This is a genomic window from Paenibacillus sp. JMULE4, assembly GCF_013337105.1.
In the GTDB taxonomy this organism is placed as follows: domain Bacteria; phylum Bacillota; class Bacilli; order Paenibacillales; family NBRC-103111; genus Paenibacillus_G; species Paenibacillus_G naphthalenovorans.
Genome location: NZ_SGWF01000012.1, coordinates 152,303 through 174,178, shown reverse-complemented (window position 1 = coordinate 174,178; position 21,876 = coordinate 152,303). Strand labels below are relative to the sequence as shown.

Here is a 21,876-nt window from a genome sequence, read left to right as displayed (position 1 = left end):
AATTTCCACTGGAAGTTGTCCGGTCAAGGTTCGGCATGAGGAGAGAAAGACCCATGGCAAAGAGTTTGAAAAAACGCAGTATTATCCCGGGATTTGGTCTATCCATGGGTTTTACTGTAACGTATCTAAGCTTGATCGTACTTTTTCCATTGTCGGCCATATTTATCAACACATCCGGAATGGGCTGGGAGCAATTTTGGCAGACGGTTACCGATCCGCGAGTAGTCGCCTCTTATAAAATCAGCTTTGGAACAGCGCTTGGGGCCGCATTCATTAACACGGTGTTTGGATTTATTGTGGCATGGGTTCTTGTCCGCTATACGTTTCCAGGCAGGCGATTTTTAGACGCTCTGGTTGATCTGCCGTTTGCTCTGCCAACGGCAGTGGCTGGTATAGCGCTGACGACGATCTATTCACAAAACGGCTGGGTTGGAAGCCTGCTGGAACCGATGGGAATCAAAATTGCATTCACTCCATTAGGTATAATGCTGGCTCTTACCTTTATCGGCATTCCGTTCGTTGTAAGGACGGTTCAACCGGTCATTGAAGAGTTGGAAAAGGAAGTGGAAGAAGCGGCTGTCAGCTTGGGAGCCAAACGATGGCGGACGTTTCGCAAGGTCATTTTTCCCGAATTGCTGCCGCCGTTATTAACCGGATTTACGCTGGCGTTCGCAAGAGCAGTGGGAGAGTATGGTTCGGTAGTGTTCATCTCCGGCAACATGCCGATGAAAACGGAAATTGCCCCTCTTCTTATCATGACGAAGCTGGAGCAGTACGATTACGCAGGTGCGACAGCGATTGCCTTGGTCATGCTGGTCATCTCCTTTTTGATGCTTCTTGTCATCAATTACTTGCAGTGGCGAACGAATCGGCATACGACGACGGCATAAGGGAAGAGGAGGAGTAAGCTATGGCTGGCTATGTAACCACCACCGTAAAGTCAAATCCGACAGCCGGCTCCAGACCCCGGCATATCACGGAATCCCCGCTGGTCAGATGGATACTGATTGCTGTCGCAACGATGTTTCTTGGATTTCTATTAATATTGCCGTTAATCAGCGTATTTGTGGAGGCTTTTCGCAAGGGATGGGAAGTCTACTCTGCGGCTTTGGTTGATCCGGACGCCGCTTCCGCTATCCGCTTGACCCTTACCGTGGCGGCCATTGCAGTGCCGGCTAACCTCGTATTCGGAATTGCGGCCGCCTGGGCCATTACGAAATTTAAATTTAAAGGCAAGAACGTCCTAATCACATTAATTGATCTTCCTTTTGCCGTATCCCCTGTGATTGCGGGCTTGATCTACATCCTGCTGTACGGCTCTAACGGATGGTTCGGCCCTTGGCTTGAAGAGCACGATATCAAAATCGTCTTTGCGCTGCCGGGAATCGTCTTGGCTACCGTATTCGTTACCTTCCCGTTCGTAGCCAGGGAACTTATTCCTCTTATGCAGTCCCAAGGCACACAAGAGGAAGAGGCGGCTGTCACGCTCGGTGCCAAAGGCTGGAGAATCTTCTGGAAAATCACCCTGCCGAATATCAAATGGGGTTTGCTGTACGGAATCATTCTATGTAACGCCAGGGCGATGGGAGAATTTGGCGCGGTATCGGTCGTTTCCGGTCACATCAGGGGATCGACGAATACCATGCCGCTGCATATTCAAATTTTGTATAACGAATACAATTTTGCAGGGGCTTTTGCCATGGCATCGCTGTTAGTACTGCTGGCTCTGGTGACGCTTATTTTGAAAAGTATAATCGAATGGAAATATCAACACCAGCCGGGTATAGAAGGGAAGTAATCCGCATGCATATCGTGGCCAAACACTTGACGAAAAGCTTTGGCAGTTTTGTAGCCACCAAAGATGTCAGCTTCGAGATTGAAAAGGGAAAGCTGATTGGCTTGCTGGGTCCCAGCGGCGGAGGGAAAACAACGATTCTTCGCATGCTGGCCGGACTGGAGGAGCCGGATGAGGGAGACATCCTGTTTCTTGGAAAGAAAGTGAATTCCCTGCCGCCGCAGGAACGGGGGATTGGTTTTGTATTTCAAAACTATGCGCTGTTCCGGCATATGAACGTGTTCGACAATATTGCGTTCGGATTAACCGTACAGAAGCGGACGAAGGCACAGATTAAGGCACGGGTGAATGAGCTGATTGAGCTAACCGGCTTGAAAGGGATGGAAAAAAGGCTTCCCCACCAGTTGTCCGGAGGCCAGCGCCAGAGAGTAGCCTTTGCCAGAGCGATAGCCCCCGAGCCGCAGCTGCTGCTCCTTGATGAACCGTTTGCCGCCATCGACGCTAAAGTGCGCAAAGAACTGCGTACCTGGTTAAAAGAGATGATCAACCGCGTCGGAATTACGACCATCTTCGTAACCCATGACCAGGAAGAAGCGGTCGAGGTAGCCGATCAGATGCTGATCATTAACCAAGGCCGTCTGGAGCAGCAGGGCACTCCGATTGAAATCTATAAGCAGCCTCGCACACCATTCGTCGCCAGCTTCATAGGCGAATCAAACCAGCTGAGCGATATATCGAAATTTAAAGGATTTGAAACTCAAGCGCTGCAGGAAGCGCAAGCGATCATTCGTCCCGAATTTATCGAGATTGGACTGCCGAAAGAAATGGCTTTTCCTTTCGCTGCGGAAGACGGCGTAGTAAGGAATGTATATTTCAGGGGTACGAATTGGCAGGTGGAAGTCGAAGTGCATGGCGAAAAGCTGTTCGGCTATCGTTCCTTGGAGCTGCCGACACTCCATCCTGGAGATCAGGTACAGGTTTTGATTCACCGTATTTATCTGTTTAATGAAGAGAGCAACGTCACGCTGGAGAACGGCCTCAAGATTGATCCTATGCCGGTACACATTTAAACCGCCCATGGAGGAAGAACTGTCACAGAGTCAACAGTTCTTCCCAACTCAAAACACAGGAGCCGGTAATATAAATAAGACGGAGGTTGGTAACCATGGCTAAGCCGCTGGACGTAGATGAGCTTTGGACACATCGTATCATTCAAAGCATTAACGGATTAGAGTATGGGACGGTGCAAATTGTCGTACACGATGGAAGAATCGTTCAGATTGAACGAACGGAGCGTAAACGCTTCGAAGCGGATCAAGCCGTTTCCGCCAAAGAAACTCCGCGAAAACCGGAGAAATCCAATGATTTCAAGAAAACAAAAGTCTACCGGACCACTGGAGACTTCCTTTAAGTGCCTGCGCGGTGGATAGGCTATTATGGGAAGTCGTTTTTTTATCGACCATGAATGGATGGCAAAGAACACAAGAACAGCACTAATTTCGGGAAGTCCTTCCGTTGGCTCTCATATATCGATGATCGATGCGGAGTGGATTATTATCCGCAATCGTTATTCAAAAGACCCGTGGAGGGTCTATTTTTTGTTGACAAATGATAACGATAACCATTATCATTTATTCATAGTGATATTGAGAATCATTATCACCATGAAGTTCGTTTCATTACATAACAGGCCCGCAGCGGTCTGACAGACGCTCACTGCATAATACTGAGGAGGACGATAGCAATATGGCAAACATTCTTATGGTTTTTGCAAGCATGACGGGGAATACGGAAGATATGGCGGACGCGATTGCTGAAGGGATTCGTGAGGCGGGGGAGGAGCTTGTCGTCAAGTCTGTCCTGGATACCAACACGAACGAGCTGGAAGCGTACGACGGCATTATCTTGGGTGCATATACATGGGGGGACGGCGAGCTCCCGGACGAATTCCTTGATTTTTATGAGGAGATGGATGAGTATTCTCTGAGCGGGAAGAAAGCGGCCGTGTTCGGCTCCTGCGACTCAAGCTATGCGCAGGTCGGTGCAGCGGTAGATATTTTAGTTGAGAAGCTGCGTGAACGGGGAGCGGAGGTTGTGCTGGACGGACTGAAGATCGAGCTGTCCCCGTCCGCGGATGAAAAAGAGCAGTGCAAAGAATTTGGCCGGCGGTTTGCTTTGGCTGTGCGATGAAGGGAGGGGAATCGGTATGCTGCAATCCCAAGCGAAACTCCCCGGCGGGGTATTAACCCGGTTGAAAGACTATGAAATCGAGGCCTGGCTGCGCTCCCCGGATGAGTATCGCGATATTTATGTACTGGGTAAGCAGCCGACGTCCCCAAACTGGCGGCAGATGGCCCAATATGCGGTCAACCATATTCTGAACGACTGCCACGCCATCCCGCCGAAACAACGCAGTACGGCTGCGGTCCTGCAGCGCATTTATGAGCGTTGGAAAATCAATCCCGGATTATTCCAATCCAAGGTTCATTATGTGACGGTGCTTGCCGCGGTAACAGACCAACTGTTGAAATATTTTGCCGCACAGCCAAAAGATACGGAGCCGCTGTTACTGTTTGAAAGCTTCACGGCTGTCATTCAGGAGCTGCAGCTTGAATTGTCGATGATTTTTCAGGTTGCCCAATGGACAAAAGAGGGTCTGCATATCCAAAAAATAGTGGTCAATGAGGACCCTGCTCTGTGGAACGGCTACGTTCAAATGATGACGCTGTTCAGCTGCAACGGGTTCGGGAATCTTCCGGCCAAAATCGAGTGGATCGGATTGCTGTCGGGTAAGCGGAGGGTTTATTATCCTCGCGAAAAGGACGTAGCAGGAGCAGTCGATTACATGGAATGGGTTCGCAGCGGAATGGAGAAGACGCATTTGAACCCGGATTACTCTTCAGAGGAGGGACATCGATGGGATTGTTATATGATGCCGTCCATTATCCAATGAAGGTAGAAGGAGGCAGTAAGATCTCCCTCCCTGCTCTGCGCATTTCTTGCTTGGCCCGCCTGGATGAGAACCGGATTGTGGCCGCTACGTTCGGCCAAGGCACATATGCTCAATCGGCGGACGGAGAATGGGAGGCTATGAATTCGGGCTTGCCGGAACGAACGGTGACCTACCGCCTGCAAGCGCTGAATGGAAAACTCTATGCGGCCACCGATCGGGGGTTGTTTGCCTGGAGCAGCGGGGCATGGCATCCAACCGGGCTGACGATGCCCTGCTATCGGGTGTTGGAGGGAAGCTCCATCCTTGCGGGTACGGCGATCGGATTAACACAGCAGGCCGACGATCATTGGGATTTGTCCGCTTTTCCCAATAGGGCGGTATATGATTTGCTGTCTTCTCCACAATTCTTGTTTGTCGGGTATGCCAAAGGGATGGCCTTTTATGATTATTTGACCGGGCAATGGCACGAGTTTCACTTGGATTCCCCGGTGACGTCTTTGTCGGTTTGCCAGGGCCGATTGCTTGGTGTGACAGCCAAGGGAGAGCTCGTTTTGGGCAACAGGAGGGGCGGATTTTCAACGATTCGCTTTGATGATAAATTTTTTTATCGATGGGTGCAGGTGGGACCGCATATCTTGGCTTGCTCGAGCAGCGGCTTGTATAAGATGGTGCTCCATCAGGAGAATCCGGTGCTGTATTCGATCGGTATTCGCGGCGCCGTTACGGACGCCATAGAGGTAGGGAACCGTTTGGTCGTGTCAACGCTTCATTACGGTCTGGTCAGTCTTCCCTTTTCCTGATGATTGCTGGTTAAATAATATTATGGAAGATTCGATCCTAACCGATGAAAATAGGAAGAAGGCTGGTTCACATCCGTGAATCCCAGCCTTCTTCTTTATTTTTTAAACAAATGCTTGTATTGGCCATACCCTTCTTCTTCCAAACGTTCCACCGGTATAAAACGAAGGGCCGCGGAGTTGATACAGTAGCGCAAGCCGGTTGGTTCAGGCCCGTCTTCGAACACATGACCGAGATGAGAATCCGCCTCCTGGCTGCGAATTTCCACACGAATCATGTTGTGGGAGACATCGATATGCTCCGTTACACGGCTTTTTTCTATAGGCTTGGTGAAGGAGGGCCAGCCGCAGGCCGAATCGAATTTGTCCAGCGAGCTGAATAAAGGTTCGCCCGATACGATATCGACGTAAAGTCCCTCTTCTTTATGGTTCCAAAACTCATTGCGGAACGGGGGTTCCGTACCGTTGTTCTGCGTCACCTCATATTGGAGCGGCGTGAGGCGCTGTTTCAGTTCCTCGTCCTTCTTGCGGTCTTTCCACTGTTCTCTTATAAATTTCTCCCGGCCGGAAGCTGCAAAATAAGCTTTATAGCGAACCGGATTCGTCTTGTAATAGTCCTGATGATAGTCTTCTGCGGGATAGAACGGTTTGGCCGGCAAAATCTGTGTTACGATCGGTTTTTGAAAACGGCCGCTTGCCGCAAGCTGCTGCTTGGATTGCTCGGCCAATTGCTTTTGCTCTTCATTATGATAAAAGATAGCCGTCCGGTAGGAATCGCCGCGGTCGGCGAACTGGCCGCCGTCATAGGGATATCTCCATAAAATGAATGTACATAAGTATTTTATATTATCCATTTAATTTAATTTCCTAGGTTTTATTATTCATTATTAACTGTACATAAATAAAATATGTACATAATTCGTAGCATAATAATTAATTATGTACATTTCCGAGGAATCTCTGTTCCTTCATTAATATGATTGTACCGGTCACAATTGGCGGACAAGGAATCCGTTTTTCTGCTCCACGTGAGCATTGTCATTTTTACGATAAGGTCGGCTACGGGTGAACCGGATGTTGTTAGAAGCGCAAAAGGTTTTCAAATGAGCGTTTAAAAACTCTTGGCCGTTATCACCGAGATCACCCAAGGTTGCAGGGGCCACTCCGCGATGATTTTCTTAAGCTTGCGAAGCACTGTGAGTTGGGATTTGCCCAACAGCGCGCGTCTGCGGGTGTAGCCGGAGACGACATCTGTCACTGTTAAGGTTAGGCGAAGTGCCCGTGCAACGTTCCGCCGTTGTGCTCGACCATATCGATTTTCAACGCGCCCGGACGCGTCTTATACCAATCATAGGCGATCATGAGGACCTGCGCGCGAAGTTCGGCAAGAGGCTTCCGTTTGCTCACAGTCGGTTTGGCCTTGGGTGACCGGAACGCGTATTACCTTCGTGCCAGTGTGGCACGACTAATCCCCTGCAATTGCGATACGATAGTGTCGTTCAGAAACAGGTGACCTTGACGAAGCGCAAAGGATCTGAGCCGTCTCAAGCAGAACAGGATGCAGCCGCTCGGCACAGGGATAATCCAGCGCTTCCCATACGCGTTGTATGACAGGCATTGCTTCCTGGTAGGCCAATGGCCGTTTACGTTTCAAGTTTGCAAGAACGCGTATGGCATCCTTGCGATGACATCCAAGCACATTCACGGCGTTGTCTAGAATTGCTGACTTCTCATTACGCGTTTTCGCTCTCTTGTATTGATCAGCCAAGGAACGGATCACTTCACGTCACGTTTTTATACTCAGTTTCAAAACACATCCCTTCGGTAACATTTCGTCGTGCGTGAACCGATACCTATTTAGTGACATTTTAACTGAGTCATCGCGCGTTCTTGACAGAACATTAATCAAGTGGTATTATTTTGTTTGAAAAAAACAAGGTAGACTTTTCAAAAAACCAATATTGGTTAGTTGATAGTAAACCGACAATTTTCGGAATTTAATGGCGTTAAAAGCGGCCATTAAATTCTGGATTTGTCGGTTTTTTTGTTGAAAAAATTCAAATGTGTGTGATGGAATAAACAGTTTCCTGGATCATTGGAGGAAGTCAGATGTTAACTTTGCTGAATTCTAATTCATTAACGATAACCTTTTTTGTAACCCTTTCGCTTTCATTATTTAGCGCGCTTTTTATGCTGCATCCGCGCGTTCCCTTAAAATTTGTTCGTTTCCATGTTGGCATATATGGATTATCACCCTTAATGTCGCTGTTGAATCTTGTTGCTTTCAAAACGAATAAGATTTATGGCCCCTGGCACCTTGATCCCCTGGCTTGGTTGACAGCATTATTTGTCCTCATCATTGGTTTTGTAATACAGCGTTATTCCATTCGTTATTTGCTTGGTGACCGTAATTACAGAAAATATTTTGCGCTCTTCACCTTCACTACAGGTTCTGCCTCAGTCGCCTGGTTAAGCGATGATCTTCGTTGGCTTATGGTTTTCTGGGGATTCACTCTGTTAGGAATCACATGGCTCATAAGTTTAAATAAAGAGTGGCAAGCAGCTAAAACTGCGATCGCGCGTTCCAGGCAATTGTTGACGCTTAGTTGGCTAATGATGTTGTTGGCCATCATCTGGCTCGCAAAAGCAACTGGACACTGGCAGCTATCATTTGTACTTGCCAAAGACAGTCTAATGAACCTTGGCTCGTGGGAGAAAACCGGTATAAATTTGCTGCTGGTGTTCGCAGTGGCGATTCCTGCCGCGCAGTATCCTTTTCAACGCTGGTTACTGGACTCAGTCGTTGCTCCAACGCCTGTCTCCGCAGTGATGCATGCGGGTATAGTGAATGCCGGTGGAATACTACTGACTCGATTCGCACCGCTATTTAGCGGCGATTTAGCCCAAATCTTTTTGATCGTTCTTTCGGGTTTCTCCGTTTTGCTAGGAACAGGAATGATTTTGGTCCAGGTTGACTATAAACGTCAGTTAGTCGGTTCTACGATTGCCCAGATGGGCTTCATGCTGATTCAATGTGCATTAGGTGCTTATTTGGCAGCTATCATTCATGCAGTGTTACATGGCCTGTTTAAATCCACCCTTTTTTTGCAGGCAGGTTCAGTTGTTCATCACAATAAGAGAACTAATCCTACAACCCGCCATTCGCCACTTATATGGAATACGGCAGGGGGTCTTTTAGGTCTGGCAGTGGGGTTCTGTTATTGGATAAATGACAATGGAACGGGTCATGACTTCATTAGCGCACTACTTCTGGGATGGTCCGTGTCAATTGCATGGACACAGCTTGTAACTTCGGGGCACGGACATATTGGGCGATTTGTTGGCTTTTTTCTAATAGCTGGAGTGACAATCGTTTTTAACATCATCCATGCAGCTTTCAAAGATCTATTGCATGGCACCGTTTCGGAAGTAGTACTTCCGTCTGCAACATTGCTCATCTTGGTTCTATTTATTTTACTAACCGGCAATGCTGTTGTTTTTGGTCAACTCGCCATCATTCTTCCACCTCTTTTGCTGCGTTGTATCTATGGCTCGTACGATTGAGTGAACCTCATCCCAATTCGGTCGAAAGCCATCCAAAGTTTCTTGTTTTGAGTATGTCTAAAGGAGGGAATAAGAAATGACCGAATCATTAACATTACTCGAACAATCAGAATTGGAAGAGGTAGCCGCAATAACGGATCAATTTGATCAAGGTCTGATTCCCGATTCTAAACCCGCTATTCACGATTTGGTTAAGTCCGCAAGTCGAGTCATCGCACCCTTGGGACCGATCTCAGTATTTGCAGCCCGTCATCCCTGGGCGGGGATGGAAGAGCAACCATTCGAACAGGTCGCACGTTGGTTCAAAGCCGTTTGCGATGTAGATATATATCCTAATGTTTCTATTCTGAAGGACGCGAAGAATCGAGGGGAAATTGATCCGGAATATCTTGAAACAAATTTCCGACATTGGCTTGATTCACAATCTCTTGATTTGCCAAGAGACGTCGTTGAGAAATTCTGTCGCGCCGCGCTTCGGTTGGATAATCTACCTGCCAACGTTCTAGAAGCACCGGAATTAACGGTCTTGGCGAAGAAACTGAGCCATCTGACATTGCAGTTTTTTGAGGAACAACCGATACAAACCTTGAGTTTTCGTGTGGAACGGCAACAAGGCGTCAATGTGGCCAGTTATCTGGATCACCACGTAATTAAATGGTGTAAATTGTACCTAGACGAGTCTCAGGCAGCCTGGTCCATGCCCAGTCGCAAGGAAGGGTTCTTTCGCACCTGGCGCCGCCTTGTTCAGTACGATCCGGCACTTCTTCCATCGCAACGCAAGCAATTAAGTAAATGTCCGCAAGAGGCACACGAGGCTTTATTGGAGGCTCTGTCGGCGCTTGAAATTTCCCAACCACACATACAGAAGTATCTTGAGGCACATTTGCTTTCTTTGCCTGGATGGGCGGGAATGATGCTATGGCGTTCTCAGCAATCAATCGAAGAAAAGTCACTTTTATTGGAATATTTGGCCGTTCGCATTACTATGGAACGGGCATTTATAACACCTTATCTGCCTTTAATCAAGCCAAAATCGGAAGATGTATTACGGCTGATTCCGTTGATCGCGGCGTGGGTTCACTGGGGGGATACTTCCATTGAAGAATGGTCAATGTTGTCTTCTTCGGAGCAAAAAGCGCGTTTGACCCTTGCGTATCGTTTTGATGATATACTCCGAAGACGGATTTGGCTGGAAGCGTGGGAACAAACATACGAAGATCAATTGAAAGTAAAGATCTCATCAAGACCATGTGTATCAAACGATGTAAAGTCTGTAATGGCACAATTTGCTTTTTGTATTGATACGCGTTCAGAGCCTTTTCGGCGCGCACTTGAAAAAGAAGGTCCTTTTGCAACGTATGGAGTTGCCGGTTTTTTCGGATTGCCTATTGAGACGGTTGAACTTGGGAGCAAACATAGCCATTTCTCCTTACCGGTTATTCTCGAACCGCAGTGCAAAGTAAAGGAGCTTGCTTCCGAATTTGAATCCAATCGATATCTACAACGTCTGCAGTCGGTAAACTCACTTAACCATACGTTTCAAATGATGAAACAAAACCTGCTTACAAGCTTATTGTTGCCGGAGATAAGCGGTCCCTGGCTTAGCCTTCAGATGTTGGGGCGCAGCCTTTTCCCGCGGGAAGCAGGTCGCGTATTCCAACAGATTCGACAAACATGGTTGCGTAAACCTTCTACGGAGCTATCGTTGGATTATGTGCAATCTGAAACGGAACTCCCGGTTGGTTTTTCTGAAGAAGAGAAGGTGCATTACGTCCAGCAAGCGCTGAAAATGATGGGGCTAACCGATCACTTTGCTCCATTAGTAGTGATTTGCGGTCATGGTAGTCACAGCACCAACAATCCATATGCTTCCTCGTTAGACTGTGGTGCTTGTGGAGGGGCATCGGGCCGATTTAACGCACGAGTTCTAGCCAGCTTGTGTAACCTTCCAAACGTAAGGAATACCTTGGCACACAAAGGGATTGTAATTCCGGAAGAGACAGTATTCGTGGCTGCCGAGCATATCACGACCATTAATGAATTACGTTGGGTATATGTTCCCAAACTCTCAAATGCGGCCCAAAATGCATTTGACCGAATTTGTGCCGCATTGCCAAAGGTTACGGAACGTGTAAATAAAGAGCAATTATCGAAATTACCCAATCTCGCACCTCGTTTAGAAAAGGCGACGACCGAGATGCAACGTTTTGCGGAAGATTGGAGTGAAATGCGCCCTGAATGGGGACTCGCACGAAACGCTGCATTTATCATTGGAAGTCGCCGGCTTACTAAGGAGTGCAATTTGGACGGAAGAGTTTTTCTACACAGTTATGACTGGCAGAAGGATCATGATGGTACGTTGCTTGCGAACATTATTACTGGGCCAGCGACGGTGGCTCAATGGATAAACCTTCAGTATTATTCGTCTACCGTAGCGCCGCATTATTATGGAAGCGGAAATAAGGCAACTCAAACCGTTACTGCCGGAATCGGCGTCATGCAAGGAAATGCGAGCGACTTGTTAACTGGACTTCCCTGGCAGTCTGTGATGAAATCGGATCATGAGTTCTATCATGCTTCTCTGCGTTTGCTGATTCTCATTGAAGCACCCCAGGAGTATGTGGAGCGATTGCTGGATCATGATCATATGTTCCGCCAAAAGGTTCAAAACGGATGGGTACGGCTTGCAAACCTGGATCCAAAAGGATACTGGAAAAGTTGGTCATTAAACATGTGATTGCCGTTATGTACCAAAAATTATTGGGGAGAAAACGATATGGATAAATCAAAAGGTATGATTGAAGCTGAAGTAAGCAGAGCTTTAACTCATTGGGAAAAAGAGTATCTTGGACGCGGTTCTCTAACGGTTAAATCCGATATTCTACGGGATATGATTATTGTTACTTTGCGCGGGATACTGACCCCGGCAGAATACACCCTTTGTAAAGATAAAGAAGGGATTTTATCTATAAAAAACACCCGAACAAGTTTGGTGGAATCAGGTATCGAGGATCTTAAAGAGATTATTTTTAATATTACCGGTCTTGAAGTCGTGAATTTTCATACCGACATTAGCACAAGAACTGGAGAACGAATCATGGTCTTTCGGCTCTCAGATGATTTAACAAACAAATTATTATAAATAATACTGACGGCTATGTACGAATCAGGTTCGTTGTTCGGTTGTTTCTGTTCTAAATTCGTTTGTTCATTGGTATAAATGCCCAAAACTAAGGGGGGGTAATCCTATGAATTCAGTTGAAAACAAAAAAGCATTATTTGTGATTGGAATGGAAGATAATATGGAACACTTATTACAACAGGCGGTCAATATCCATCCGAATAACATGTTGATCCTGCAAATAGATGGGCCAGTTATTTCACAACATTTCAGCGATGTAATGCGAGCTATAATGATTGCCGTTTATGAAGAAAAAGTTAAGGAAATTTTTGTATTCGGGAAAAAAGATGACTCGGTCAATAAAGCGGAAAGACAAGAATTACTTAAAAAAATATATGGAAACGAAGAATTAAAAGAGAAATTACGAACAATCAATTATCTTTTTGAACATTGCACGCCAGACTTTCCTGGCATCAAGTTAAGTGAATGGCTAGAGGGCAGCAAAACTTCAACTGAAGGTATACAGAAAAGTGTCAAAATGATTCGTCAACATCCGTTGATGCCATCTGATGTTCAAGTTCACGGATTATTGATTGACAAAATGGGCGGAAAAGTATCAGAAATTAACATTTCCTAAGACAATAATGATGTTAAGCTAAAATGAATAAATTAATTTTGGTTCAAAACCGAAATCAGTGCTTGACGAATTGATCGAAGGCTAAATATGGAAAAACATCTGCTAATCCTGTATTGTTGTAAGTCCTACCCAACAACAAAGAGGAATAAACAGATGCAAACTCAGTATATCAATGAAATGCTCGACTTACCAGAGCTGAAAATTAAACAAATTCTGTCCATCGATGCCGATGAACTTCACATAGAAGCTCTACCCGTGGACGCCAAGCAATGCTGTCCATGCTGTAAGTCCATTGAACATGTCGTCCGCAAGGGAAGAAATGAACCGCGGATCGTCCGGCATCTTTCCGTATTCGAAAAGCAAACCTACCTGCACGTGCCGTCGATTCGGATGTATTGTACGCGCTGTGAAGCCGGATTTGTGTGGGCGTACGAATTTGTCGGTCCCAAGCAGCGCTACAGCCGACTCTTTCGCTCCCAGACGGTCGAACAAGCGCTGGGGTCCACGGCCGCGCATAGCGCCCGGATGCAGCAAACACCGGCCAGTACCGTACAGCGCATGCATAACGAGGCGGTGCCAGTGGAGTGCGAGCGGATCTACGAACGTGTCTGGGAAGAAGCGCAAGAAACGTCCGGATTGGTTCTGGGGATCGACGACTTTGCCATCAAGAAAGGCCATACGTATAACACCGGCATTCACAACCTCAAAGGCGAGACGATGCTGGACTTGCTGCCCGGTCGAAAGCTGGAGGAACTGCGGGCGTATTCGCAAGAGCATCCTGGCTTCCTGCTGTTGAACCCGAAGGCGGTGGTCATGGATTTAGCTCAGGCGTATCACACGTGGATTCGCGAGTGTTTTCCAAAAGCGATTCGCATTGCCGATCGTTTTCATGTTCACGGTTACGTCATCGAAAGCGTGCAGGCGGTTCGGAAAACCGTGCAGAACACCCTGTCGCCACGGGCGAAGGCTTATCTGAAAGCGAACCATCGGTTGCTCAATCCGCCAGCGGAGTCGCTTGATGAAAAAAGCCGCGAACGTTTGGAAACGCTGCTCCATTACTCCCCTCTACTGCGCGGCGTGTGGGAATGGAAAGAAGCATTTACGACGTGGTACAACTGCTCGCCGAATCTTGCCATTGCCCAATTGGGATTTGAGCGTTGGTGTGAGCAGGGCGATCGGATTGATCACCCCGCCGTCCAAAGCACCCTGAAGACCATGCGCAACTGGAAAGAGGAGATCGTTAACTACCATCAATGCCGCTGGACAAATGCGACTGTAGAAGGCCGCCACAATCGCATCAAAGCCTTTCAGCGCCGCCACTACTTTACACGAAATCGCAGTCGCTATAAGGCTGGCATTCTGATCGAATGCAACCGACATCGGATGTTCGGCTAATTGTCAAGCACTGATTTTGAGATTGAGCCTTAATTTTTAAACCAATTAAAGGGGCTGCTGTGCAGCTAGCCACTTTCTTAATGAATCGATTGAAAGCCGAACTGTCGGCATAATCTTGGGGGCGCTGTCCCAAACCTCCAGAAATTAACGCTTGGGTTCTTATGAGTATGAGAAATAGGGAGCTATTTGCTCCCTTTATCCAAACAGACAGAACTGAACAACGTAAGCGTCAAATCCAGCACACCTGGTCAAAGCGTCTCCAGCCTGCGAGAATAGGAACGAAACGTGTGCGCGAGAGCACCGAACCGGACGGAACGCCAAAGAGCCCTGACTGAGCAGTCAGAGCGGTTCGAGGCACAACGTCAGAACAGGCGACAGGTGATCGGCAATGCGGGGGACCACGGAGCCAACTTCTCCAGAGCGGCAGCGTCTCGCGGGTTCGACAACTGCGGCAGTTGCTCGAACAGGTACTGCAAATAAGCCTCCGGTTTCAGCCGGTTCGCTTTCGCCGTTTCGACGATGCTGTACAACACCGCACTGGCCTTCGCTCCGCGCGGCGTGTTGCTGAACAAGAAGTTTTTTCGGCCGATCACCGTCGGCTTGATCGCCCGTTCGCTGCGGTTGTTGTCGATCTCCAGCCGGCCGTCCTGCAAAAAGGCGGTGAGCTTCGGCCACTGGTTCGTGCAGTAGGTGATCGCCGTTCCGAGCAGCCCTTTGGGCAACACGCGCGCGCGTTGGCCCTCAAGCCAAGCCGCCATCCGATCCAGAATCGGCTGGCTTTCCTCCAGGCGGGCTGCATGGCGCTCCTCCGCCGTCGCCTCCTTCCAGCGGCGTTCGACTTCAAACAGCGCATTGCACAAGGCCAACCCTTCCGCCGCGGCGGTTTGGGCGCGTTGCGCCGGCGGCGCCGCCTGCACGGCTTCGTGAAATTTGCGCCGCGCATGCGCCCAGCAGCCCAACTGCGTAACCCCCTTGAGCCTGGCATATCCGCTGTAGCCGTCCGTCTGCAAGTACCCCGTGAATCCGGCCAGAAAGGCCTCCGGATGTTCACTGCCGCGTCCAGTCCGGTAGTCGTACAGCACCACGTCGAGCTCGGCTCCGCGCCCGGTGCGATACAGCCACAGGTACGATTTCGCTTGCGCGGATCGGCCCGGCTCCCGCAGGACCTGCAGCGTCGTTTCATCCGCATGGACATGATCTTGCGCCAGAAGCTTGGCATGGAAGAGATCGTACAAGGGAACGAGCCACCGCTCACTGGCGGCGATCAGCCAATTGGCCATCGTCTGCCGCGACAGGTCGATGCCCCATTGCCGGAACTGTTCTTCCTGCCGGTAGAGCGGCAAGCTGTTCACGTATTTCTGATGGATCACGTGCGCCAGCATGGAGGGCGACGCCAGACTGCCCGGCAACGCCGGGGCCGGCATGGGTGCGGTCACGACTGGGGTGCGCACGCCCGTTTGCTCGCAACAGCGGCAACTGTACACGTGGCGTACATGCTCGACGACGCTCACCTGCGCCGGAATGATCTTCAGTTCCCGCCGCACTTCCGTGCTCATCGCATGCAGCGGCCCGGCGCAATCCGGGCAGACGCCTTCCGTTTCGTCCAGCGTGTAGTGGATCGTTTCGACCGGCAGGTTCGCCAGTTTCGCTTCCCGTTCGCCTTTGGCTTTCTTCCGCCGCTGAACGGTCACCGTTTCGACCGTCGGCTCGGGTGCCTTCGGATCGGCCTCCGCTTCGGCTTCGTTGAACAGCGTCAGTTGATCCGGATGCGTTTGTTCGCTGGAGGAGGCGAAACGCCGGTGCTGCGCCAGCCGGAACTGTTCCTCGTACCAGCGCAGCCTGGCGGACAGTTCCGCGACTTGTTGTTCCAGCCTGGCGTTTTGCCGCAACAGGTCTTCGGTTGTGGCAGGGGTTTTCGCTCGATTTTCCATACCCTCCAACTTCGACATCCCGTAGGCCGTTCCTGCCGGGAAATAAGACGAAAAATCGAAAACAAATCCTGCTACATGACAGCTTGGACCCGCACCGGCGGATGCGCCATACGCTGCGTAAGCGTCAGCCCGTCCAGCAGCCAGCGCAATTCGCGACTGGAGACGGTGACCGTTCCTTCGCAGCCGGTCGGCCACTGAAACGTTCCGCGCTCCAACCGCCGATATAGCAGCCAGAAACCGTTGTGATCCCAGAGCAGAATCTTGAGCTTGTCGCGCTGGCGGTTGCAGAACACAAAGAGGCTGGGCGCGAACGGATCCAGGCCGAAGCCCTCCTGCACGAGAGCGGCCAAAGAGTCGATGGACTTGCGCAAATCCGTAGATCCGCAGGCCAAATAGACGTTCTCGGGATTCGGAAGCGTCAGCATGACACCGCCTCCGCCAGCGCATGCACGACTTCGCGAAGCAACCGGGGGTCGAAGCCGGCGTGAAGTTCGATCTGGGCCGGACCGACGCGAAGGACGAGCGGCGCGCGCTTTCCCTCGTCGACCACGGCCAGCGGAACAAAGTGTGTCGCCGGGGTTGGCGTGGAGGAGACGGTCGAGATGGAAGGCGCGCATTTCCTGGATTTGTAGAGCCAGTATTTCATTTGATCGACCGTGCAGTCGTGGGCCGCGCACCAGGCTTTCAAGGTCAGGCCGCTGGCCCGGTACTCGGCGATACGCGCATGCCACTGCTGCCGTAGCTGTTCTTTTTTCGTCATGAGGCAACCTCCTTGGGCGTTCGGTTGCCTTCATTGTCTCACGCGGCTTCGGCCGGTTGAAGGTGGGGACTGTTTGACGCATACCTGAATCCGTGATAGTTCTTCTGTGAAAAAGAAGAAAAAGAAAGGAAATCGCATCTCCGATGGTGAATTTTAAAGGAACCATGAATGATCCACTTTCACCTGCGAGGTGCTACATATGAGAATCCAATTCACCCAATCTAAGGAAATTCTGTTGACTACGCATGCTGGCCTGGCCACCGTCGGCGCCTTGCTTTCCCATACCCGATTGCCGCAGCGTCTCAATCGCTCCACCGTGAAAGGAATGGAGAACCCGATTCACAGTCATGGCGATGTCATGACCAGCTATCTTGGCTTGCTTTGCCAAGGCAAAAGCGACTTCGACCACATCGAACCTTTCCGAAAAGATCCCGTATTCCAAACCTGCCTCGGTGTCCGCAAGGTGCCGTCAAGCCCGACGCTCCGTCAGCGTCTGGATGCCGCAGCTCAAACGATGAATGCCAACTGGAACGAGATCCTGCTTCAAGAATCCGCCGATCTGATTCGAAACGTAAAAGCACCTGTAACCGGACTGACAGCAGGCGAGCATACGGTGATTCCGCTGGATATCGATGTCTCTCCGTTCGATAACTCCGGTACGAAAAAAGAGGGTGTTTCGTTGACCTACAAAGGCACGTTCGGCTACGCCCCCATTTTCGCCTACCTCGGACAGGAGGGGTATAGCGTGAATGTGCAGCTTCGGGAAGGCAGCACGCACAGTCAGAAGGATGGCGCTGATTTTCTGCGCGAAAGCATCCAGTATGCCCGGCGCATCACGAAAGAGCGCCTTCTCGTGCGGATGGATTCCGCTCACGACAGTCTGGAAAATCTGCAGGTGTGTCATGCTGAGCCAGAGGTCGATTATATCATCAAGGTCAATCTGCGCAATACATCCAAGGAAAGTTGGCTACGGATCGCCGAAGACAAGGGCATGGCCTGTGAGCAGCGCCCCGGCAAGACGGAATACATGGGCGTGATCGCCTTTCCCGAAAAAGGCTTCGATCAAGCCCTTCGTCAAGTGTTTCAAGTGATCGTACGGACGATCGACCGTGAAGGTCAGATGCTCCTGTTCCCGGAAATTGAAGTGAACGTCTATTGGACTTCTCTTACCTGCTCGCCGTGGCGTGTCATCGAGTTGTATCGCGATCACGGCACGAGCGAACAATTTCATAGTGAGCTGAAGACGGATCTGGATTTGGAGCGACTGCCCGCCGGCAAATTCGATACCAACGATCTGGTTTTGCACGCGGGGGTGTTCGCTTACAACCTGCTCCGCATCATGGGGCAGGAAAGCTTGCGCCAAGACGATGCTCCGATTCGGGGAGGCGTACAACGTCGCCGCATCCGCACCGTGATTCAAAACATCGTGTACATCGCGGCTAGAGTCAGCCGACACGCTCGTCAAACGATTTTCAATTTTGGGCGATACAGTCCCTGGTTTCAGACCGTACGACGAGTGTACCAAGCGTTTGCCTGAATCCATTTTTCGCCATCCAGACCAACCCAAACTGCTCTTCCCTGTTCCGGCCTTACCGTAAACAGCAAGGCTTATTGAGCATGCCTTGCTTGATGGATTCTGTCATTTGTAGATTTGTTTTCATCACGAATCTTTAGCTGATGGGGGGATTTCCGATTACTTTTTTCCATATACTGCCCTCTCTGGCGGAGTGGACTTAAGTTTGTCACGGATTCAGGATTACTTCAAACAAGAGGCGTCGCAGCAATGGAACTGCCAGAAGTGACAACAGACATGCTCTTTAGAATCGCTCTCGACCGTTTTGTGGCAGACTCTTATGACTATTTCACAGTAGCACATGCAGCCGAAGGAGATAGTTTCGATATTACAAACGGTAATGGAGAATTGATCGCGACCGAATCTGCTTTTCTTTATCCCGGCATTTATGAGGATGTATGGCTTATCGTTGACGATTACGGGCCAAACTCGAAAGAAGGTCTCGTGGTTACCATCTTGCTCCCTGAAGAATATTAAAAGGATGAAAGGACTAACCTAATCAATGAAAGAATTTAACCTAAACATTCGAGTAGATATGCAAAATGGCGCTGTTTCTGGAAGTTTAAATGGTGGAATTCCATGTAATCCCAATGATGATGATAACTTAAAGCACTTTTATGAGTTGCTCCGATGGCTGCGAAATGTTTTTGGTAGCAAATATAAAAACAAAGAACTGAAAAGTAAAATTCTAGATATATTATTGAAATCAGGTATAAAGAAAAGAAGTAAACCCGGCTTACTTCCTAATGTGATTAAAATTTACATTTTGTATATGATAACTTAAAAATAGGCCACCGTAATCATTGAAAAACCGGCCACAGCCGATAAACCTACTTGGAGAACAATTCGACAAGTGGGGGCCGGGGGAGAATGATGACAATGAGCATGATGCAGAAGATTTTAATGATGTACATCCATGAAGGGAGGTCGCGCCGGGAGATTGCGAGATTGACCGGAGTTCACCGTGAAACGGTTGGAAAGTACATTCACCAATATGAAGAAAGGAGAAGGCAGTTACTCACAGAGGGGAATGACGCGGTAGATATTCAAGCCATGATTGATGCTCTGACCACCGCCCCGAAGTACAACACAGGGATTCGACCGAAACGGAAACTGACCGATGAAATTGCAGAAAAGATCCAAGCACATCTGGATGAAAATGAAGTGAAGCGAAACCAAGGACAACGAAAGCAACAAAAGAAGGCGATGGACATCTTTGAGGCGCTGGAAGCCGAAGGGATAGAAATCAGTTACAGCACGGTGCTTCGGACGATCCGCGGAATGGAACGTAAACCGAAGGAAGCGTTCATCAAGGCCATATATGAGGCTGGGGAGATCTGTGAATTCGATTGGGGTGAAGTGAAACTTAAAATCAAGGGCAAGCTGCAAACGTTTCAGATGGCGGTCTTTACGTCCGCTTATGGAAACTACCGCTTTGCGTACTTGTTCACCAAACAAACGACAGAATGCTTCCAGGAAGCCCATGCCTTATTCTTGCAGCATATTGGCGGCGTATATCGGACGATGGTCTATGATAACATGAAGGTGGCGGTCAAGCAGTTTGTTGGGACTGAGAAAGAGCCGACTCAAGGGTTGCTACAATTGTCGCTGTATTATGGCTTTCAATTCCGGTTTTGCAATATTCGCAGCGGAAACGAAAAGGGGCACGTGGAGCGCAGTGTGGAGGTCGTGCGCCGGAAAGCATTCGCCTTTCGGGACGAATTCGACTCCTTGGAGGAAGCGAATCAGTATCTGCAGGAGGTGTGCACCCGACGCAACCAAAAACCGCAAACCGAACTGGATGGTCAGACGGCAAGCGAGCGACTGGAACAGGAACGCCCTTCCCTTCTCCCTGCCCTGCCCGCGTTTGATGCCGCTCGCGTACTCTACGGACGGGTGGACAAGTATGCGACGATCGTGGCGGATCAGAACCGTTACTCGGTACCGGATCATTTGGTGGGCGAGTCGGTCATGATCAAGGTGTATTCTACCCGTATCCTTTGTTTTTACCGGGAAACTCAGGTGGCGGAGCATCTGCGACTGATCGGCAGCCATGAGTGGCGGCTTGATCTGAATCATTATTTGGAGACGCTAAAGAAAAAACCTGGTGCATTCGCCGGTAGCGCGGCATGGCATCAGGCTCCACAAAAATTAAAATCCATTTACGAGATGTATTATACCAAACGGGAAAGGGAATTTTCGTATTCCTCGGGCCGGAGATTTGCCACCGGCTTCCTTCAGATTCTACCTCGCGGTAGAGACCCTTGCCTTAAGCTAATGGCTACTACTGCCTTCGCCATTCGGGACTTGAACCCTATAGATAACGCCCATGCCGGGCGCACATAAAGGCTGCCTCGACGGCAGCCGTGTAGAATAAATTCTACACGGTTCACTCAAAAAGCAATTTGTCAACAGCCCCTTCAATGGGTTCCTTTTTTGTTTGATTTATTAACAAATTTAATTAATCGCATTGCAAATTCCAATTATTATTTAATCATGAATTAACACAATTTAATACTCCATTGATATATGTATGTGAATATAAGAAACAAGGGGAGGTGACAACATGGTATTGGAAGTGGAAAATGTCACGAAGAAATTTGACCACCTGGTGCTGGATCATATCAGTTTTCAAGTTTCCCAGGGTGAGTTTGTTGTCATTCTGGGTTCCAGCGGCGCGGGGAAATCAACCTTGATGAGATGCCTGAATGGCTTGATGGCGCCTACCAGCGGAAAGGTTAGGGTCCATGACATCGAGGTGTGCAAAAAAAACCTTCACAAGATCCGTCAAAAAGTAGGTTTTATTTTTCAGAATTTCAACGTCATCGGGAATTTGACCGTGATGCAGAATGTGCTGATCGGCCTGCTGGGAACCAAATCGTTTTGGAACATTTTTTTCACCAAGGAAGAAAAAAAGATCGCGGAAGAAGCGATTGAACTGGTGGGTTTAAAGGACAAAATTTACACGCGTGTTGAGAAATTGAGCGGGGGGCAAAAACAAAGAGTGGGTATCGCCAGGGTGCTGGTGCAGAAACCCGATGTGATTCTCGCGGATGAGCCGGTCTCCAACTTGGATCCGGTCATCAGCCGGGAAATCCTCGATATTTTGCGGAACATCAACGAAAGCAAAGGAACGCTGGTCATTTGTAACCTGCATCAACTCGAATACGCAGTAGAGTATGGCCATCGGATCATCGGCATTCACAGCGGAAAAGTGCTTTTTGACGGCAACCCCCAGGTAATGCGGGAGCAAGACTTAGCCCGGATATATGGGGAAAAGTTTGTGCAAAACGAAATACGGAAGCCTAATCGATCGTTACTGAAAAGAGAACTAGTTCAAGTATAATGGA

19 protein-coding genes and 2 pseudogenes are annotated in these 21,876 nt (G+C 49.1%); 17 read left to right on the top strand and 4 right to left on the bottom strand.

What is annotated here, in order from left to right; translation table 11 throughout:
- Window positions 1–53 precede the first annotated feature (53 nt).
- The 7 genes from cysT to EXW96_RS10410 all read left to right on the top strand — a co-directional run bounded on the left by cysT (window position 54) and on the right by EXW96_RS10410 (window position 5,548).
- Window positions 54–890: a sulfate ABC transporter permease subunit CysT gene (gene cysT, locus EXW96_RS10440; protein WP_062406645.1), complete on the top strand. Its 837-nt coding sequence runs from the start codon at window positions 54–56 to the stop codon at window positions 888–890.
- 20 nt (window positions 891–910) lie between these two features.
- Window positions 911–1,798: a sulfate ABC transporter permease subunit CysW gene (cysW, locus tag EXW96_RS10435; RefSeq protein WP_062406647.1), complete on the top strand. Its 888-nt coding sequence runs from the start codon at window positions 911–913 to the stop codon at window positions 1,796–1,798.
- Between the two features lie 5 nt (window positions 1,799–1,803).
- Window positions 1,804–2,865, top strand: coding sequence for a sulfate/molybdate ABC transporter ATP-binding protein (locus tag EXW96_RS10430; protein WP_074730032.1), 1,062 nt, complete (start codon window positions 1,804–1,806; stop codon window positions 2,863–2,865).
- A gap of 95 nt (window positions 2,866–2,960) precedes the next feature.
- Entirely contained in the window at window positions 2,961–3,206 is a 246-nt protein-coding gene (locus tag EXW96_RS10425) for a YezD family protein (protein WP_074730033.1), read from the top strand.
- Window positions 3,207–3,541: 335 nt separating this feature from the next.
- Window positions 3,542–3,985, top strand: a complete 444-nt coding sequence (locus EXW96_RS10420) for a flavodoxin (RefSeq protein WP_054819945.1) — start codon at window positions 3,542–3,544, stop codon at window positions 3,983–3,985.
- A 16-nt stretch (window positions 3,986–4,001) separates the two neighbouring features.
- Entirely contained in the window at window positions 4,002–4,748 is a 747-nt protein-coding gene (locus tag EXW96_RS10415) for a hypothetical protein (protein ID WP_074730034.1), read from the top strand.
- Complete coding sequence (locus tag EXW96_RS10410; protein WP_062406653.1) at window positions 4,712–5,548, top strand: hypothetical protein; 837 nt, start codon at window positions 4,712–4,714, stop codon at window positions 5,546–5,548. The genes EXW96_RS10415 and EXW96_RS10410 overlap by 37 nt, the downstream gene beginning before the upstream one ends.
- Window positions 5,549–5,643: 95 nt before the next feature.
- Here the strand turns inward: EXW96_RS10410 and msrB are convergent, their stop codons facing one another.
- Window positions 5,644–6,399: a peptide-methionine (R)-S-oxide reductase MsrB gene (msrB, locus tag EXW96_RS10405; protein ID WP_083351407.1), complete on the bottom strand. Its 756-nt coding sequence runs from the start codon at window positions 6,397–6,399 to the stop codon at window positions 5,644–5,646.
- Window positions 6,400–7,654: 1,255 nt separating this feature from the next.
- Here msrB and EXW96_RS10395 point away from each other — a divergent pair.
- The 5 genes and pseudogenes from EXW96_RS10395 to EXW96_RS10375 all read left to right on the top strand — a co-directional run bounded on the left by EXW96_RS10395 (window position 7,655) and on the right by EXW96_RS10375 (window position 14,262).
- Window positions 7,655–9,189 (top strand): annotated as a pseudogene (locus EXW96_RS10395) (NADH dehydrogenase subunit 5).
- Entirely contained in the window at window positions 9,186–11,846 is a 2,661-nt protein-coding gene (locus EXW96_RS10390) for a DUF2309 domain-containing protein (RefSeq protein ID WP_074730036.1), read from the top strand. The pseudogene EXW96_RS10395 and the gene EXW96_RS10390 overlap by 4 nt, the downstream one beginning before the upstream one ends.
- A gap of 39 nt (window positions 11,847–11,885) precedes the next feature.
- Window positions 11,886–12,251 carry a Na-translocating system protein MpsC family protein gene (locus tag EXW96_RS10385; protein ID WP_027094041.1) on the top strand — a complete coding sequence of 122 codons (366 nt, stop codon included), beginning with the start codon at window positions 11,886–11,888 and terminating at the stop codon, window positions 12,249–12,251.
- Between the two features lie 106 nt (window positions 12,252–12,357).
- Window positions 12,358–12,867: a carbonic anhydrase gene (locus EXW96_RS10380; protein WP_074730037.1), complete on the top strand. Its 510-nt coding sequence runs from the start codon at window positions 12,358–12,360 to the stop codon at window positions 12,865–12,867.
- A gap of 153 nt (window positions 12,868–13,020) precedes the next feature.
- Window positions 13,021–14,262 carry an ISL3 family transposase gene (locus EXW96_RS10375; RefSeq protein WP_174349589.1) on the top strand — a complete coding sequence of 414 codons (1,242 nt, stop codon included), beginning with the start codon at window positions 13,021–13,023 and terminating at the stop codon, window positions 14,260–14,262.
- 362 nt (window positions 14,263–14,624) lie between these two features.
- Here EXW96_RS10375 and tnpC read toward each other — a convergent pair whose 3' ends face one another.
- From tnpC to tnpA, 3 genes are all read right to left on the bottom strand, one after another.
- Window positions 14,625–16,193 carry an IS66 family transposase gene (gene tnpC, locus EXW96_RS10370; RefSeq protein WP_074730040.1) on the bottom strand — a complete coding sequence of 523 codons (1,569 nt, stop codon included), beginning with the start codon at window positions 16,191–16,193 and terminating at the stop codon, window positions 14,625–14,627.
- 71 nt (window positions 16,194–16,264) lie between these two features.
- Entirely contained in the window at window positions 16,265–16,618 is a 354-nt protein-coding gene (gene tnpB, locus EXW96_RS10365) for an IS66 family insertion sequence element accessory protein TnpB (protein WP_074730038.1), read from the bottom strand.
- Complete coding sequence (gene tnpA, locus EXW96_RS10360; RefSeq protein ID WP_074730039.1) at window positions 16,612–16,953, bottom strand: IS66 family insertion sequence element accessory protein TnpA; 342 nt, start codon at window positions 16,951–16,953, stop codon at window positions 16,612–16,614. The genes tnpB and tnpA overlap by 7 nt, the downstream gene beginning before the upstream one ends.
- 199 nt (window positions 16,954–17,152) lie before the next feature.
- Between tnpA and EXW96_RS10355 the strand changes: the two genes are divergently transcribed.
- The 5 genes and pseudogenes from EXW96_RS10355 (at window position 17,153) to phnC (ending at window position 21,872) form a co-directional block, all read left to right on the top strand.
- Window positions 17,153–18,490, top strand: a complete 1,338-nt coding sequence (locus tag EXW96_RS10355) for an IS1380 family transposase (RefSeq protein WP_027093557.1) — start codon at window positions 17,153–17,155, stop codon at window positions 18,488–18,490.
- A 246-nt stretch (window positions 18,491–18,736) separates the two neighbouring features.
- Window positions 18,737–19,003 (top strand): hypothetical protein, encoded by a 267-nt coding sequence (locus EXW96_RS10350; RefSeq protein WP_027093486.1) that lies wholly within the window; start codon window positions 18,737–18,739, stop codon window positions 19,001–19,003.
- Window positions 19,004–19,028: 25 nt separating this feature from the next.
- Entirely contained in the window at window positions 19,029–19,310 is a 282-nt protein-coding gene (locus EXW96_RS10345) for a hypothetical protein (RefSeq protein ID WP_074730196.1), read from the top strand.
- A gap of 86 nt (window positions 19,311–19,396) precedes the next feature.
- Window positions 19,397–20,725, top strand: a pseudogene (gene istA / locus EXW96_RS10340) (IS21 family transposase); the annotation flags it as partial.
- Between the two features lie 367 nt (window positions 20,726–21,092).
- Window positions 21,093–21,872, top strand: a complete 780-nt coding sequence (gene phnC, locus EXW96_RS10335) for a phosphonate ABC transporter ATP-binding protein (protein WP_051318361.1) — start codon at window positions 21,093–21,095, stop codon at window positions 21,870–21,872.
- The last annotated feature ends 4 nt before the right edge of the window (window positions 21,873–21,876 follow it).